The sequence below is a fragment of the Symbiopectobacterium sp. Eva_TO genome (assembly GCF_053848865.1).
In genome coordinates, this window is record NZ_JBSPEY010000004.1 from 1149207 (window position 1) to 1165259 (window position 16053).

The 16053-nt window shown below is 54.1% G+C and carries 11 protein-coding genes and 9 pseudogenes; 12 read left to right on the forward strand and 8 right to left on the reverse strand.

The window, feature by feature from the left end; all coding sequences use genetic code 11:
• Nucleotide 1: 1 nt before the first annotated feature.
• Nucleotides 2-754 (reverse strand): annotated as a pseudogene (locus ACWWJF_RS07960) (ABC transporter ATP-binding protein); the annotation flags it as partial.
• Between the two features lie 91 nt (nt 755-845).
• Between ACWWJF_RS07960 and ACWWJF_RS07965 the strand changes: the two are divergent.
• A pseudogene (locus ACWWJF_RS07965) lies at nt 846-1678 on the forward strand (IS3 family transposase); the annotation flags it as partial.
• Nucleotides 1679-1858: 180 nt separating this feature from the next.
• A pseudogene (locus ACWWJF_RS07970) lies at nt 1859-2233 on the forward strand (integrase core domain-containing protein); the annotation flags it as partial.
• Nucleotides 2234-2270: 37 nt separating this feature from the next.
• Here the strand turns inward: ACWWJF_RS07970 and ACWWJF_RS07975 are convergent.
• The 4 genes and pseudogenes from ACWWJF_RS07975 to ACWWJF_RS07990 all read right to left on the reverse strand — a co-directional run.
• Nucleotides 2271-2525, reverse strand: a pseudogene (locus tag ACWWJF_RS07975) (ATP-binding cassette domain-containing protein); the annotation flags it as partial.
• A 1-nt stretch (nt 2526) separates the two neighbouring features.
• Complete coding sequence (locus ACWWJF_RS07980) at nt 2527-3279, reverse strand: ABC transporter permease (RefSeq protein WP_455869150.1); 753 nt, start codon at nt 3277-3279, stop codon at nt 2527-2529.
• Nucleotides 3280-3332: 53 nt separating this feature from the next.
• Nucleotides 3333-3710, reverse strand: a pseudogene (locus tag ACWWJF_RS07985) (ABC transporter permease subunit); the annotation flags it as partial.
• 51 nt (nt 3711-3761) lie between these two features.
• Nucleotides 3762-4478: pseudogene (locus ACWWJF_RS07990) on the reverse strand (IS5 family transposase); the annotation flags it as partial.
• 79 nt (nt 4479-4557) lie between these two features.
• Here ACWWJF_RS07990 and ACWWJF_RS07995 point away from each other — a divergent pair.
• Nucleotides 4558-4797 (forward strand): hypothetical protein, encoded by a 240-nt coding sequence (locus ACWWJF_RS07995; protein WP_455868475.1) that lies wholly within the window; start codon nt 4558-4560, stop codon nt 4795-4797.
• Here ACWWJF_RS07995 and ACWWJF_RS08000 read toward each other — a convergent pair.
• Both ACWWJF_RS08000 and ACWWJF_RS08005 read right to left on the reverse strand, forming a co-directional pair.
• Nucleotides 4744-5133 (reverse strand): annotated as a pseudogene (locus ACWWJF_RS08000) (transposase); the annotation flags it as partial. The gene ACWWJF_RS07995 and the pseudogene ACWWJF_RS08000 sit on opposite strands and share 54 nt — an antisense overlap.
• Before the next feature lie 22 nt (nt 5134-5155).
• Nucleotides 5156-5995: pseudogene (locus tag ACWWJF_RS08005) on the reverse strand (IS630 family transposase); the annotation flags it as partial.
• 74 nt (nt 5996-6069) lie between these two features.
• Between ACWWJF_RS08005 and ACWWJF_RS08010 the strand changes: the two are divergent.
• From ACWWJF_RS08010 to nei, 9 genes and pseudogenes are all read left to right on the forward strand, one after another.
• A protein-coding gene (locus tag ACWWJF_RS08010) for an IS3 family transposase (RefSeq protein ID WP_455868400.1) occupies nt 6070-7238 on the forward strand; the annotation gives its coding sequence in 2 pieces (ribosomal slippage) (nt 6070-6325 and nt 6325-7238; 1170 coding nt in all).
• 175 nt (nt 7239-7413) lie between these two features.
• Entirely contained in the window at nt 7414-8370 is a 957-nt protein-coding gene (locus ACWWJF_RS08015; RefSeq protein WP_455869151.1) for a YbgA family protein, read from the forward strand.
• 22 nt (nt 8371-8392) lie between these two features.
• Nucleotides 8393-9847, forward strand: a complete 1455-nt coding sequence (phrB, locus tag ACWWJF_RS08020; protein WP_455870993.1) for a deoxyribodipyrimidine photo-lyase — start codon at nt 8393-8395, stop codon at nt 9845-9847.
• Between the two features lie 8 nt (nt 9848-9855).
• Entirely contained in the window at nt 9856-10599 is a 744-nt protein-coding gene (locus ACWWJF_RS08025; protein WP_455869152.1) for a type 2 GTP cyclohydrolase I, read from the forward strand.
• A gap of 169 nt (nt 10600-10768) precedes the next feature.
• Nucleotides 10769-11425, forward strand: a pseudogene (gene pxpB / locus ACWWJF_RS08030) (5-oxoprolinase subunit PxpB).
• Nucleotides 11419-12351: a 5-oxoprolinase subunit PxpC gene (pxpC, locus tag ACWWJF_RS08035; RefSeq protein ID WP_455869153.1), complete on the forward strand. Its 933-nt coding sequence runs from the start codon at nt 11419-11421 to the stop codon at nt 12349-12351. The pseudogene pxpB and the gene pxpC overlap by 7 nt, the downstream one beginning before the upstream one ends.
• On the forward strand, nt 12341-13078 hold the full coding sequence (pxpA, locus tag ACWWJF_RS08040) for a 5-oxoprolinase subunit PxpA (RefSeq protein ID WP_455869154.1): 738 nt from the start codon (nt 12341-12343) through the stop codon (nt 13076-13078). Before pxpC ends, pxpA begins: the two co-directional genes overlap by 11 nt.
• A 20-nt stretch (nt 13079-13098) precedes the next feature.
• Nucleotides 13099-13746 carry a pyroglutamyl-peptidase I gene (pcp, locus tag ACWWJF_RS08045; RefSeq protein ID WP_455869155.1) on the forward strand — a complete coding sequence of 216 codons (648 nt, stop codon included), beginning with the start codon at nt 13099-13101 and terminating at the stop codon, nt 13744-13746.
• A 38-nt stretch (nt 13747-13784) separates the two neighbouring features.
• Nucleotides 13785-14576 (forward strand): endonuclease VIII, encoded by a 792-nt coding sequence (gene nei, locus ACWWJF_RS08050; RefSeq protein WP_455869156.1) that lies wholly within the window; start codon nt 13785-13787, stop codon nt 14574-14576.
• Nucleotides 14577-14633: 57 nt separating this feature from the next.
• On the opposite strand, the gene ACWWJF_RS08055 is transcribed toward nei, so the two are convergent.
• Complete coding sequence (locus ACWWJF_RS08055; protein ID WP_455869157.1) at nt 14634-15920, reverse strand: citrate synthase; 1287 nt, start codon at nt 15918-15920, stop codon at nt 14634-14636.
• Between the last annotated feature and the right edge of the window lie 133 nt (nt 15921-16053).

A 16053-nucleotide genomic window follows, 5' to 3' on the forward strand; every position in this document is an offset into this window, starting at 1 on the left:
ACTAAGCCACTTCGCGCAGCGCATCAGCGGTAATATGCACCCCTACCGTGCTGCCTGCTCGGTGCAGATCGCCCGGTGCACGATTAAGTACATCGACAGCCAGCTCTACGCCGTTAACCACGATACGGTACCGCACCACGTTACCTAACAGGCTGTGGTTGAGGATCTTCCCGGCGATGCCCTGTTCAGGCGTACCCATCGTGATGGATTCAGGACGAAGTGCCACCTGACCGGTGAAGTGTTCTCCCGTCAACTGTTGCGCCTGCGCGGCACTCAGCAGGTTATAGCTGCCGATAAAGCTGGCGACAAACAGATTGGCAGGCTGGGTATACAGCGATACCGCATCGCCATCTTGTACGATTTCCCCGTTGTTCATCAGCACGATACGATCGGAGAGCGTCAATGCCTCTTCCTGATCGTGGGTAACAAAGATAGCCGTCAGGTTCAGTTCACGTTGAATGCGACGGATTTGTTCACGCAGATGGCGGCGAATACGCGCATCCAGTACGGAAAGAGGTTCATCCAGTAACAGTAAACGCGGGCGCGTGACCAACGAGCGCGCCAGCGCCACGCGCTGACACTGGCCGCCGGAAAGCTGATGTGGGTAACGGTGGGCAAATTCATTCAATTCAACCAGCGCCAGCACCTCGGCCACCCGCTGGCGAATCTCCCCTGCGCCAAGCTTCTGCATTTTTAACCCGAAAGCCACGTTCCCTTCCGCCGTCATGTTGGGAAACAACGCGTAGTTCTGGAATGATGTAGCCCCCTGTAACACCAGACAGTCGCTGTATCTCCAGATAAGAGATAGGCTTAGATATATGTCTAACAATCATGCTAATTTTGAAATGACCGGGATCCTGTTAGGGCAAGAAGTCCGTAAACGTAAAACTCCGCAAGAGAAAATCGCCATCATTCAGCAGACAATGGAGCCGGGGATGAACGTCTCCCATGTAGCCCGCCTGCATGGCATCCAGCCCAGCCTTTTGTTTAAGTGGAAGAAGCAATACCAGGAAGGAAGCCTCACCGCCGTTGCGGCCGGAGAAGAAGTGGTTCCAGCTTCGGCGCTGGCGACTGCCCTCAAGCAGGTCCGGGAGCTACAGCGCCTTCTGGGTAAGAAGACGATGGAAGTTGAGATCCTCAAAGAAGCAGTGGAGTACCGCCAGTCGCGAAAATGGATAGCGCACGCGCCCTTGTTGCCAAAGGACGGGGAATAGCTCTGGTCAGCCGCGCCATGAGCGTGTCGCGTGCGCAGCTGTCACTGCGGGTTAACCGTTCTGCCGACTGGCTGGACAGGCGCAGCAACCGGCGTAATGATGAAGCTGATGCTGAGATATTATCGGACATCCTCCGTATCATCAGCGACATGCCCAGTTACGGTTACCGCCGAGTGTGGGGTATCCTGGGTAAGCAACGTCGTGCAGAGGGACTTCCACCGGTGAACGCCAAACGGCTTTACAGGATAATGAGCGAGCATAACCTGCTGTTGTTGCATGATAAAACTGAACGTCCGAAGCGGGAGCATAAAGGCAAAATCGCGGTAGCAGAGAGCGATATGCGCTGGTGCTCAGATGGCTTCGAGTTCGGTTGTGACAACGGCGAGAAGCTGCGGGTGACGTTCGCACTGGACTGCTGCGACCGGGAGGCCATAGACTGGGCAGCGAGCACCAGGGGTTATGACAGTTCAACCCATATCGTTATACACATCTTTCTAACGCACTGTTTAATCAATGAGTTACGGGTTTATCTCAGAGTGGCATTTTGAACCTCAAAAAGCCAATGGGATGGCTTGAATGCCTTAATTCACGGGGTTCTGAGCATCCTGTTCAAAAAATGGCCAAAAGATGTGTATAACGATATGAGTTCAACCGTGCAGGATGTGATGCTGAGGTCGGTGGAAAAACGCTTCGGTAGCGCGCTGCCGGATAAACCAGTGCAATGGCTGACGGATAATGGTTCAGCGTACACAGCGCATGAAACGCGGAAGTTCGCCAGAGAACGGAATCTGGAGCCCTGCACAACAGCAGTGAGCAGTCCACAGAGTAACGGCATGGCAGAACGGTTCGTGAAGACGATGAAGGAAGATTACATCGCCTTCATGCCAAAACCCGATGTGCGAACAGCGCTGAAGAACCTTGCAGCGGCGTTCAATCATTACAATGAAAACCATCCGCACAGTGCGCTGGGATACAACTCCCCAAGAGAATATCGGCGCCAGCGGGCATCGTTAACTTAAGAGACAAAAGCTGTCCGGAGATGGTGGGTCAAGATCACGCGTAGTTCTGGAACACCATACCAATGCCGCGCTTTTGCGGAGACACTGGCACAATATCCTGCCCCTGTAACAGGATCTGTCCGCTGTCCACGGGCGTCAGGCCCGCCAGACAACGCAACAGCGTCGATTTGCCGCAGCCTTTCTGTCGCAACAGGGTAACAAACTCACCTTCAACCGCAGAGAAATCGATATTGTGAAACACCTTGGTTGGCCCGTAGTGTTTATTGAGCTGTTTTACATCGAGATAGGGCATATCAGGATTTATCCCGGTTAAGAATATTGGCCAGCCAGGTCACCAGCAGCACGACGAGGAAATAGGAGATCACCAGCGCACTGGTAAAGTGCCCGCTGTCATTACGTTTGTTGTAGAGATACACCTGCAACGTTTCAAAGCGGGTGCCTACCAGCAGGTTGGCAAACACAAACTCGCCAATCAGGAAAGAGAACGAGAGCAATACCGCGATCATCACGCCTTTACGCAAATTAGGCAGCACCACCCACAGCGCCGCCTGCAAGGTGCTGGCACCCAATAAATGCGCCGCATCGAGCAGCTCTTTGAGGTTAATCGCCTGAATGTTGTTGGAAATGGCGCGATAGATAAAAGGCAGCGCGATAGCAAAGTAGCAGCCGATCAGAATCCAGGGCGTGCCGGTAATGGCGAGCGGGCCTGAGGAATAGAGCTGCAACAATCCGACGGAAGAGACCACCGGTGGCACCGAGAACGGCAGCAAAATCAGCACGTTCATCACCCCATCCAAACGCGGAAACCGCCAGGCGATGACAAACATCGCGGGCAACACCAGCAGCAGTGAAAACAGCAGTGCGCAAAAACAGATCAGCAGCAAATGACCCAGCGCCACCAAAAACCGGCTGTCGCCCCACAGGGCAATAAACCATTTCAGCGTCACGCCGTTGGGCAGAATGGTGGCGCCCCACTCTGTCGCCAGCTCATAGCCCAAGGTGGCGAGCAGCGGCAACAGCAGAATCAGCAGCACCAGTAATACCACCGTCTGATGGTAGCGCCGTTCAAAGGATTACATGGCAGCCTCCGGTCAGGGGATTACGGCGCAGCATGGAGATAACTCCGCCGCAGCAACCACTGGTGGACAACGGTAATCAGCGCCATCAGCAGTACCAGCAGCACGGAAAGCGCGCTGCCAAGATTAGGATCCAGGGTGATATCCCCGGCAACCAGCGCGGCAATACGTATCGGGACCACGTTAAAGTTACCCGTTGTGAGCGCGTAAATGGTGGCGTAAGCCCCGAGCGCATTGGCAAGCAGGATAACAAAGGTGCCGAGCAGCGCGGGGGTCAACACCGGAATGCCGATGTGCAGCCAGAAGCGCCAGCGCGGTGCGCCCAGCAACGCCGCCTACTCTTGCCATTCCGTGCGCAGCCCGTCAAACGCGGGATAGAGCAACAATATCCCCAGAGGGATGGCTTTGTTGAATAAATCAGAACTTGTAACGACTGTGCCCCAGGTCGATTGTTACGTGATGCGAATACTGTTCGGCATTCCTAATAGCGTGATCCGGTTAAGCGCTTTGACCATCGCCATGGCTTCACCCACCTGAGCATCGTAGTCACGCAGACTTAGATGACCACCCAGAAGCGTTTTGAACCGGAACATGGCCGTTTCAGCCACTGAGCGTCGGTGATAGCCCACTTTCTTTTTCCAGGTATCGTTGCTGCCGCTCAGGCGCTGATTTGCAACAGCGTGTTTACGCTCGTGGTAGTGGTCCGGCCAATATTGCGCCCCCCTTCGCGGCGGGATAAGCGGCCTTATTTTCTTCCTCAGCAGAGCATCATGGCAGTAACCTGTATCGTAAGCGCCGTCAACCGATGCCTCTCTGATTTTCCGGTGGGTCTGGTTTATCAGTGCCGGTAGAGCCTGGGCATCAGTCGTACCACTGAGCGACAAATCCGCACAGATAATCTCATGCGTCGCACTGTCTACTGCCAGATGCAGCTTACGCCACACCCTGCGTCTGTCGGCACCATGCTGCCGGACTTTCCATTCGCCTTCGCCAAAGACCTTCAGGCCGGTTCCATCAATGACCAGATGTGAGATTTCACCACGGGTTGGCGTTTTTATGCTGATGTTCACTGTCTTTGCTCGCTTGCTGAGCAGCGAATAGTCTGGACAATGCAGCGACAATTTAATCAGTTTAAAAATCGAGTCAACAAAACCCTGTAAAGCCCTCAATGAATCTATGGTCACCCCCATTTTTGCAACACTGATCTTTGATTAATGGTGGGCTTGCTTAAATCTATCCGGCGTCTTTATGGCCAAGGATGCCCGCGCCACGATGAGTTTCGCACCTGATATTCCTAAAAAGGCCATCGGCTTCATTGAGCCATTTTCATTTTTTGGTTTTATATCAGGCCGTCAGGCCGTTCATGTCATCAATAATCAGTCTTCGCAAAACCAGATGGGTAACTTCGTTAAATTGCTGACTGTTAGACCAGCATTACTGTTCAAACACGGTATTTCGTGTCGTTATTGCCCAAGCTATTCGAGCTAATTTATTTGCTAATGCACAGCACACAACGCAAGAATGTTTCCTGCCCAACTGAGACCTTACCCAATCAACTAATCTCCCTGATTGATGGTCAATTCTTAGGATAAATACCCGCGCACATTGAACAAGCAATCGGCGAAGGTTTTTATCTCCACGCTTGCTAATACCCAGCAGAGTATTCTTCCCTCCAGTACTGTATTGGCGGGGTACAAGACCGGTGGAAGCGGCAAAATTACGACTGTTTTCATATTGCTTGCCATCGCCTAACTGTGATGACAAAACGCTGGCTGTTATCGGTCTAACACCTGGGATGGTCATTAAATGCTGGCCAGTTTCATCTAAATAGCTGTTCCTAATACCGCTACACTTTTGCCTGTCCATGTTTTCCACTGGGAAACGGGCTGACGGTTTCCATGAAGCGGCGAACCTTGTTCAGTCACTGCCACATTGAACAGCATTGATGATTGCGGGTAATGGTTTCATGCAACGCCTGCCATAACCGCTCTACATGATTTACCCATGGTGAGTACACCGGCTGATAAATAACCCTGAATTTCGGGTTTTCTTCCAGCCAGCGCTGCGTCTCCCGGCTTTTGTGAATAATGTAGTTATCAACTATCAGCGTGAGCGTTTTTGCCCGTCTGTACGTTGCTCTCAGATGCTCTAACATACTGATAAACAAACACGAACTTTTACTGTTTCCTCCAACATAGCTGACTTTTCCCGTCCCGCTGTGTAATGCACCCGCCAGATAATATTTCTCGTTCTGGCCCGGCGTCACGATGCGTTTCTGCTTCCCGCGAACCTGCCAGTCCGCGCCAATTTTGGGATTCAGATGAATATCCACTTCGTCTTCGTAAAAGACGGGATGTTCCGCGCTGCATTGTTCCAGCGCCATCGCGATGGCCTCCATTTTTTCTTCCTTATGCGGGTCGCGGATACGCAGCGTAGGAGCTGCGCGTCGCCACACCAGACCGGCAGAAGGCCGCCAACGGCGCACCGTGGAAGCATGCAACTGGCAACCGGTTATCTCATTGATTTTTATCGCTAGCAGTTCCGTGCTCCAGCGCGAACGCTGATAGCCAAAATCATGAGGGGAACGCTTTACGAGCTGGATTAACAGTGCGCAGATCTGTTCAAACGGCCAGCGACGGCCACGACCGGGCCGCAGAGATTTGAGGCCTTCAATGCCGTACAGGGTGTGTAGTGGCACACTGATACTGGCCACCTGAGCGGAGGTGATATGCTCACCTCATCAACACGACAGGTGACCTCATGGGTAAACATTTTACGGCGGAATTTAAGCTCGAAGCCGCAAAGCTGGTTGTCGACCATGGCTACACATACGTTAAGGCCGCAGAGGCGGTTAATGTCAGCCATTCTGCCATTAGTCGCTGGGTCAATAAGCTTCGCCTTGAACGACAGGGAAAAACGCCAACGGGACTTCCTCTTACCCCTGAACAGCTCGAGCTGCGTGAGATGAAGAAAAAAGTCCAATGCCTTGAAATGGAGAACGAAATCCTAAAAAAGGCTACGGCGCTCTTAATGTCGGACTCACTCAACGGTTCACGGTAGTCGACAGGCTGAGGGCGCGATACCCGGTCACGGCGTTGTGCCAAACTTTTGAGGTACATCGCAGCAGCTACAGGCACTGGCAGGCTTCCGCTAATGAACCCGACGGTGAGCGCGTGGTTAAGTGTAGCCGCGTCATGGAAGCCTGGAACGCCAGCGGCGGCTCTGCCGGCGCTCGAAGTATCGCGACCATCGTCACCGGCAGCTCCGGTGTCAAAATGGGGCGCTGGCTGGCTGGCAAGCTGATGAAGGAGCTGGGTATCGCCAGCTGCCAGCGACCGGCTCACAAATACAAACGCGGCGGCAATGAACACGTTGAAATACCGAACTATCTCAACCGCCAGTTCGCGGTTACCGCGCCGGATCAGGTCTGGTGCGGCGATGTGACCTACATCTGGACGGGCAAATGCTGGGCTTACCTTGCGGTGGTGCTAGATCTGTTCGCCCGCAAACCGGTGGGCTGGGCCATGTCGACGTCGCCGGACTCGGCGCTGACAGTTAAAGCGTTGCAGATGGCCTGGGAACTCCGGGGACAACCAACAGGAGTAATGTTCCACAGCGACCAGGGCAGCCACTATACCAGCCGTCAATACCGGCAAGCCCTGTGGCGCTGCCGGATAAAGCAGAGTATGAGTCGGCGGGGTAACTGCTGGGATAATGCGCCAATGGAGCGGTTCTTCCGCAGCCTGAAGACAGAATGGGTGCCGACAAAGGGTTACAACAGCTTCAGCGAAGCCCAGGACGCGATTATCCGCTACATCACGGGGTATTACAGCGCTATCCGGCCTCACTGGTATAACGGCGGCTTAACTCCAAACGAATCTGAGCGACTGTTCTACATACAGTCTAATGCGGTGGCCAATATTAGTTGACCACTACATACTGACCTCAAAACCCCCTCGGTCAGTAGCTCTGTTTTTTAATTCCTTTGTTTTTCCCTCTGATACACTTTGGTTTTTGTTTTCGCTCGATCTTCGTCGTTGTGCTCCGTAGCCGCTTGAAATCCGCTATGCTGAGGGAATGTTGACAAACGGGAGAGCGTTTATGATGTCAGCTCCTATTCCTGTTGGAATAAGTGCATGTTTGCTCGGTGCGCCAGTGCGGTTTGACGGGGGGCATAAGCGCTTTGATTTTGCTGTTGATCAATTAGCGCCTTATTGCCATTTTCAGCCAGTATGCCCCGAAATGGCGGTCGGATTACCTGTGCCGCGCCCCGCGCTGCTACTGGTTAACGCGGGTAAGCAAGGTATTCGGCTCTGTGCCAGCAACGGTTCTGGCATCGATGTCACCGATGAGATGCTCGCGTTTTCCGAGCAAAAAATGGCATCGTTAAGCGATCTGTGCGGCTTTATCCTATGTGCCAAATCCCCCAGTTGCCGAATGGAACGGGTAAAGGTGTATGACAGTCAGGGAAAAAATGCCCGAAAAAGTGGAGAGGGGCTGTTTGCGCAGGCGCTGAAACGGCACATGCCGTGGTTGCCGTTAGAGGAGAATGGCCGCTTGAGCGATCCTGTGCTGCGGGAAAACTTTATTGCCCGGGTCTATGCCTTGCATGAATTGCAGCAGATCTGGCAGCAGGGGCTCTCGCGTGGCGCACTGATGGCGTTCCATAGCCGCTACAAATTGTTGTTGCTGGCGCACTCGCAGCCCGAATATCGAGAGCTGGGCCCGTTTGTGGCAGGCATGGCGCAATGGCCGACGCTGGAAGCCTTTGCCACGGAATACCGGCTGCGTTTTATGCGCCTGTTATCGCACCCCGCATCGCGTCGCAACCATACCAATGTATTGATGCACGTTCAGGGGTACTTTCGTCCTCATCTTACTTCCCAACAACGTCAGGAGTTGGCTAATCTCATCGATCGCTATCGGCAAGGTGTGCAACCGCTACTGGCACCGATGACGCTGTTGCGTCATTACATGACCGAATACCCTGATGATTACCTGACGCAGCAGCGTTACTTTGACCCCTATCCCGAAGCTTTGCGTTTACGCTATGGCCACTAATATTTTCCAGCAAGGAACAGTTATGACCACGCATCTGGTCTGGTTTCGCCATGATTTACGGATTACCGATCACTCCGCGCTGCACGCGGCCTGTCAGAACGCTGATGCCAAGGTTGTTGCGCTCTATATTGCTACGCCAGGCCAGTGGCAGGCTCACGGCATGGCACCGCGACAGGCGACGTTTTTGCTACAGAATCTCCAGGCATTACAACAGTCGCTGGCCGCTAAAGGGATCCCTCTGTTTTATCAACAATGTGAAGACTTTCATCAGGCGGTTGAAACCGTCGATGCATTTTGTAAAAAGCAGCATGTTTCGCACCTGTTTTATCATTACCAGTACGAAATTAATGAACGTGAACGGGATCGCGCGCTGGAAGCCAAATTGCACGGGCAGGTGGTGTGTCAGGGGTTTGATGACAGCGTTTTGCTGGCGCCAGGCAGCCTGGTGACGGGAAAACAGGAGATGTACAAAGTCTTTACGCCGTTTCGCAAAGCGTTTATCCAGCGTTTGCTGGAGATGGAGATTACCTGCTTCCCTGCCCCGAAAAAGCGCGCCAATGTAGACGTGGGGAAATTGGATGCGTTGAGCCCCTTCGATTATCCTCAACAGGCGGTTGACGAGACGCTGTTTCCGGCGGGCGAACAGGCCGCGTTGGCACGATTACGCCAGTTTTGCCAATCCACCGTGGCGGATTATTACCAACAGCGTGATTTTCCCGCACAGCAAGGCACTAGCCAGCTTTCGCCTTATTTGGCATTGGGCGTTATCTCCCCGCGTCAGTGCCTCAATCGCCTGCGTGCAGAACATCCCAATCTGTTAGAGCAGTCTGACGGCGGGGCATTTACCTGGTTGAGCGAACTGATATGGCGTGAGTTTTATCGCCATCTGCTGGTGGCCTGGCCACGTTTGTGTAAGCATCGCCCGTTTGTGGAGTGGACGCAGCAGGTACAATGGCGACAAGACGAAAAAGCGCTGATAGCCTGGCAACAAGGTAAAACCGGTTTTCCGATTGTCGATGCCGCGATGCGCCAATTGAACGGCACCGGATGGATGCATAATCGGCTACGCATGATCTGTGCCAGTTTTCTGGTAAAAGATTTGCTTATCGACTGGCGGGCAGGGGAACGTTATTTTATTTCTCAACTGCTGGACGGTGATTTGGCCGCGAACAATGGCGGGTGGCAGTGGGCGGCCTCTACTGGCACGGACGCAGCGCCTTATTTTCGTATTTTTAACCCTACCACGCAGGGGGAGCGTTTCGATCCGCAAGGAACGTTTATCCGCCAGTGGGTGCCCGAACTGGCGGAGGTGCCAGAGCGTGATATTCACCAGCCGCATCGCTGGGCACAGCGGGAAGGACGCAGGTTGGATTATCCGACGCCGATGGTCGATCATAAGCAGGCCAGACAAATGACGTTGGAGGCTTTTGAAGCTGCGAAAGCGTTGCAGGAAAAAGGCCAGAATCAGGCATATTAAGGAGCGTTATGCGCAACAGCGAATTGGAAACAGTGATCAATCAGCAACTGAATGTGGTTGCATTTCAGGATTATGCGCCTAACGGGTTGCAGGTTGAAGGGCGTGATAACGTGCAACGGATCATCACTGGGGTAACCGCCTCGCAGGCATTGCTGGATGTGGCCGTTGCTCAACAGGCCGATGCAGTACTGGTACACCATGGCTATTTTTGGAAAAACGAGTCTCCGGTGATTTCCGGCATGAAGCGGCGCCGCTTAAAAACATTGCTGGCGAACGATATCAACCTATATGGCTATCATTTGCCTTTGGACGCACACCCCGAACTAGGTAATAACGCCTGTCTGGCGGCACTGTTAGATATCACTGTGTTGGGTGAGATTGAGCAACTGTTGCCTTATGGCGAACTGACTCAGCCGGTGAGTGGTGAGGCGTTACGTGAGCGCCTGGAGACGCGATTGGGGCGTTCCGTGCTGCATTGTGGGGATAATGCACCGTCACAGATAACACGGTTGGCCTGGTGCTCCGGTGGCGGCCAGGGCTTTATTGAGCAAGCTGCGCGCTTTGGCGTGGAGGCGTTCATCACCGGGGAAGTATCGGAACAGACGATTCATATCGCTCGCGAGATGGGGCTGCATTTCTATGCGGCAGGCCATCACGCGACAGAGCGTGGCGGTATTAAGGCGCTGGGGGAGTGGCTGGCGCAGCAGCACGGGCTTGATGTGACCTTTGTTGATATCCCCAATCCCGCCTAGTGTTAATCAACCCACTGTTTTTTTTTAAAATAATATAAAAATTTTAATGGGATAAAGTGGCATCTTTATTGCTTGTCTATTAAGAAACCTTATTGCCAGAGGGTGTCGGGCGAGGTGCGTATCAAGGCGGCATGGCATAGCAATGCCCTACCGCGATGGGGAGGAGAGCGTGCAACGAGCGCGGTGCTACTTATTGGGTGAGCGGACCGTGGTGCTGGAATTGGAGCCGCCGCTGTCACTGCAAAGCCAACAGCGTATCTGGGGGCTGGCTGAACGTCTTCAACAGCATGAAGCGGTTGAGGCGGCGATCCCTGGGATGAATAACCTGACGGTGGTGTTAATCCACCCACAGCAGGCGGCACGCGATGCTATCGAACGTTTGCAGCGTTGGTGGGAAGAGAGCGAGTCGGTAACGATCGAAGCGAGGGATATCACGATTCCGGTGGTGTATGGCGGCGACGCTGGTCCGGATTTGTTGCAGGTGGCGGAGCATTGCCAGCTTTCTCCTCGTCAGGTGGTGGAGGCGCATGCAGCAGCGCATTACGTGGTGTACTTTCTCGGTTTTCAGTCGTGATTTCCTTATCTGGCGGGGTTGCCAGAGCACCTCCATACTCCACGGCGTACAGAGCCGCGCCTGAGTGTGCCCGCTGGCAGTGTCGGTATTGGTGGTCGACAAACCGGTATTTACCCGCTGGCAACCCCCGGAGGGTGGCAGTTGATTGGCCGAACGGCAGTTGCGCTGTTCGATCCGAGAGCGAAGCCACCCACGTTGCTGCGCCCCGGTGATAATGTGCGCTTTGTGCCGCAACCGGAGGGCCTATGCTAAAGATCATTCATGCCGGGCTGCATACTTCGGTGCAGGATGCAGGGCGCCATCATCTGCGGCATCTGGGCATCAGCCAGTCTGGTGCTTTGGATATGCCAGCGCTAAGCATCGCCAATTTGTTGGTGGGTAACGCGATGTCCGAAGCCGGGCTGGAAATTACGCTTGGAAAATTCGCGGCGACGTTTACGTCATCCTGCTGGATTGCATTGACGGGCGCTGACAGTCACGCCGAGCTTGATGGAAAACCGATCTGGACCGGCTGGCGCTTTCATGTGAAAGCAGGCCAAACGCTCAGGCTGCGCATGCCGCGCCGGAGCATGCGCAGCTATTTGGCTATTTCTGGTGGTCTAGGGCTGCCAGATGTGCTCGGGTCACTCAGTACCGATTTGAAAGCCGGGTTTGGTGGTTATCTTGGTCGCCCGCTTCGGGATGGTGATACGCTTCCGCTGAAAAAGGCCGCCTACCGCAAGCCGCATAAACCTGTGGGCATCAAGCAGATTCTGTTCAGTAATCGGGTACGGGTGCTTCCCGGACCGGAATATCATGAATTCAGTGAAGAGGCGTGCGACACGTTCTGGCGAACGGGGTGGCAACTGAGTTCACAGAGTAACCGTATGGGATATCGGCTACAGGGACCTGCATTGGCACGCATAACGCCGCGAGAACTTTTTTCTCATGGTGTACTGCCGGGGGTGATTCAGGTGCCGCACAATGGTCAACCGATCTTGTTGCTGGCAGATGCGCAGACCACCGGTGGCTACCCACGTATTGCCTGTGTGATTGAAGCGGATTTATTCCATCTGGCGCAGATTCGGCTCGGTGAACCGATACATTTCATTCCCTGCACGCTGGAAGACGCCCTGCGTGCGTCAGAGGCGCAGCGGCGTTATCTGGAACAACTGGCGTGGAGGCTCAATGATTATTGATTTAAATGCCGATCTGGGTGAAGGCGGCAGCAATGATGAAGCGCTATTGCAGTTAGTCACGTCTGCCAATATCGCCTGCGGGTTTCATGCTGGAGATGCTGAAACCATGCGCCAGTCGGTGCGTTGGGGGATGCGTTATGGCGTGGCGCTGGGTGCCCACCCCAGCTTTCTGGATCGGGAAAATTTTGGCCGCAAAGCGATGTCGGTATCCGCAGACACGGTCTTCGCACAGGTGGTGTATCAACTCGGTGCGTTAAGTGCGATTGTGGCGGTTGAAGGCGGTAGGCTGACGCATGTCAAACCGCACGGAATGCTGTATAACCAGGCTGCGCGCGATCCCATGCTGGCCGATGCGATTGCGCGTGCGGTCAAATCGGTGAATCCGGCGTTGCGGTTGGTTGGGCTCGCGGGAAGTGAACTGATTCAGGCGGGGCAGCGTCTGGGATTAGCAACTCGGCAGGAGGTGTTTGCCGATCGCGGTTACCTGCCGGACGGCACGCTGGTGCCACGCGACCAACCTGCCGCATTGATCAAAAGCGATGAGTTAGCGCTGGCGCAAACGCTGGAGATGATTAAACGTCGCCGGGTGCGGGCCAGTGATGGTACCTGGGTTGATCTAGAGGCCGATACGGTTTGTCTTCATGGCGACGGCGATCATGCACTGCTGTTTGCGCGCAAGTTGCGTCAATGTTTCAATGAACACCAGATTCAGGTTAGGGCGGCGTAACACATGAGTAAATATAAAATATGAAAACCGTATTGGTGACGGCGTTCGAACCCTTTGATGGCGAAGCCATTAACCCTTCCTGGGAAGCGGTAAAGGTATTACAAGGGCGTGAGATTGCCGGTGCGCGGGTGATGACCTGCCAGTTAGCCTGTGTGTTCGACCTTGCTTTGCAGCAGCTCGATGCTGCGCTGGCAGAGTATCATCCCGACTGCACGATTGCTGTTGGTCAAGCCGGAGGTCGCGCTGAGATCACCGTTGAGCGCGTTGCCATCAATATCAACGATGCGCGTATCCCTGACAATCATGGCAAGCAACCTATTGATACTCCGGTGATCGCCGGTGGCCCAGACGCCTATTTCTCCACCTTGCCGATCAAATCGATGGTTAATGCATTACGCGAGCAGGGTATTCCTGCCTCGGTGTCCCACACCGCAGGCACCTTCGTGTGCAACCATGTGATGTACGGCTTATTGCACGCGCTGGCACTGCGTCCCGGTGCGGCCAGCGGTGGGTTTGTTCATATCCCTTATGCACCGCCGCAGGCGGCGCGCCATCCCGGGGAGCCATCAATGCCGATTGCTATGGTAACTGAGGCGTTGGTTGCCATGATTGCCGTCGCCGCGACCCAGCAGCAAGACGCGATTATTTCTGGCGGTACGACGCATTAACGTCCGGGACAAATTCCGCGACGAGAAAGGAGAAATTGATGCCTGAGGGGTCAGAGATTCGCCGTGCCGCCGACGCCTTAGCCGCGGCGGTGGTGGGGGAGTCGTTAACCAGGGTTTGGTTTGCTTTCCCTGAATTAAAACCTTATGAAACAGAGCTTACAGGGCAGACGATCGAAAAGTTGGAAACACGCGGTAAAGCGCTGCTCACCTACTTTTCTAATGGGCGGATTCTTTATACCCATAACCAGCTTTATGGCCTGTGGCGAGTCGTTGATGCGGGCGTGGTGCCCGATACCAAACGCGATTTGCGCGTTCGTCTGGAAACGCAACACCGTGCGATTCTGCTGTATAGTGCCTCGGATATTGTCATGCTCACGCCGGATGCGCTTGCCACTCACCCGTTCTTGCAACGCATTGGCCCTGATGTGCTTGATAGCTCTGTTAGCCCAGAACAGGTACGGGCCAGAGTGTTGAGTCACAGATTCTGCCGTCGCCGTTTGGGGGGCTTGTTGCTCGATCAGGCTTTTTTAGCTGGACTGGGTAACTATTTGCGCGCGGAGATTTTATGGCAAGCAGCACTGTCGCCGCAGCACACTGCGATGACGTTGGATGAGGGGCAACTGACCGCACTGAGTGACGCGTTATTATCACTGCCGCGCCTTTCCTATCACACGCGGGGAACAGTGGATGACAATCACCATCACGGCGCATTGTTCCGTTTCAACGTTTTTGACCGTGAAGGAAAACCGTGTGAGCGCTGCGGACATCCCATTGTGCGCACCATGCTCTCGTCACGCCCGTTTTTCTGGTGCCCACATTGCCAGCATTGAGACGTAAAAAAGCCGGGAAAATCCCGGCTTTCGGAGTATTTGCTTCGCTGATGACGCTTAGCGATCGTTGAGCGAAGAGGTGAAGTCTCGTTTGTCGTAGCCGGTATACAGCTGGCGCGGACGTGCAATCTTCAAGCCGTCGTCGTGCATTTCGTTCCAGTGAGCAATCCAGCCGACGGTACGTGCCATCGCGAAGATCACGGTGAACATAGAAGACGGAATGCCCATCGCTTTCAGGATGATACCGGAGTAGAAATCCACGTTGGGGTAGAGTTTCTTCTCGATAAAGTAGGGATCGTTGAGCGCAATGTGCTCAAGCTCCATGGCCACTTCCAGCAGGTCATCTTTCATGCCCAGCTCTTTAAGCACTTCATGGCAGGTTTCACGCATCACGGTGGCGCGCGGGTCATAGTTTTTATATACCCGGTGGCCGAAGCCCATCAGACGGAAAGAGTCGTTCTTGTCCTTGGCGCGTCTGATGAACTCAGGAATATGCTCAACTGAGTTGATTTCCTCCAGCATACGCAGACAGGCCTCGTTGGCACCGCCGTGCGCCGGCCCCCACAGAGACGCGATGCCCGCAGCGATACAGGCAAACGGGTTTGCGCCGGAAGAACCTGCGGTACGCACCGTCGAGGTGGACGCGTTCTGTTCATGATCGGCATGCAGGATCAGGATGCGGTCCATTGCGCGTTCCAGTACCGGATTCACCACATACTCTTCGCAGGGCGTAGCAAACATCATATGCAGGAAGTTACCGGCGTAGGACAAGTCGTTGCGCGGGTAAACGAACGGCTGACCGAGGGAGTATTTGTAACACATGGCGGCCACTGTCGGCATTTTGGACAGCAGGCGATACGCGGCGATTTCGCGGTGACGCTCAATGCTGATATCCAGTGAATCGTGGTAGAACGCCGCCAATGCACCGGTGACGCCGCACAACACCGCCATCGGGTGAGAGTCGCGACGGAAACCGTGGAACAGACGCATAATCTGTTCGTGGATAATGGTGTGACGGGTTACTGTGGTTTTGAAGGTGTCATATTGCTCGGGGGTTGGCGCTTCGCCGAACAGTAGAATGTAGCAGACTTCCAGATAAGTAGATTTCTCTGCTAATTGGTCGATAGGGAAGCCGCGATGCAGCAGCACGCCTTTATCACCGTCAATGTAGGTGATTTTGGATTCGCAAGACGCCGTGGAAGTAAATCCCGGATCGAACGTAAAAAAGCCTTTGGAACCGAGGCTACGGATATCGATTTCGTCTTGCCCAAGCGTGCCGGACAACACATCAAGCTCGATGGGCTCTTTACCATTTAGGGTAAGTGTCGCTTTTTTATCAGCCATTTACAGTCTCCTTAGCGCTTTAATTTTAAAAATTTATCACCGAAGAAATACCGTTATGCCTGTACACCGAACGGAGAAACTCGGCCAAACGCCGAAGTCTTGTTATTGGCACCTATCAGGGTACAACATCGGG

Bases quoted from the DNA above. Each gene is read 5' to 3' on its own strand.
- phrB (WP_455870993.1), top strand. From the start codon at position 8,393: ATGACCACGCATCTGGTCTGGTTTCGCCATGATTTACGGATTACCGAT.
- ACWWJF_RS07995 (WP_455868475.1), top strand. From the start codon at position 4,558: ATGGCCAAGGATGCCCGCGCCACGATGAGTTTCGCACCTGATATTCCT.
- ACWWJF_RS08015 (WP_455869151.1), top strand. From the start codon at position 7,414: ATGTCAGCTCCTATTCCTGTTGGAATAAGTGCATGTTTGCTCGGTGCG.
- pxpA (WP_455869154.1), top strand. From the start codon at position 12,341: ATGATTATTGATTTAAATGCCGATCTGGGTGAAGGCGGCAGCAATGAT.
- nei (WP_455869156.1), top strand. From the start codon at position 13,785: ATGCCTGAGGGGTCAGAGATTCGCCGTGCCGCCGACGCCTTAGCCGCG.
- ACWWJF_RS08055 (WP_455869157.1), bottom strand. From the start codon at position 15,920: ATGGCTGATAAAAAAGCGACACTTACCCTAAATGGTAAAGAGCCCATC.
- ACWWJF_RS08025 (WP_455869152.1), top strand. From the start codon at position 9,856: ATGCGCAACAGCGAATTGGAAACAGTGATCAATCAGCAACTGAATGTG.
- pcp (WP_455869155.1), top strand. From the start codon at position 13,099: ATGAAAACCGTATTGGTGACGGCGTTCGAACCCTTTGATGGCGAAGCC.
- pxpC (WP_455869153.1), top strand. From the start codon at position 11,419: ATGCTAAAGATCATTCATGCCGGGCTGCATACTTCGGTGCAGGATGCA.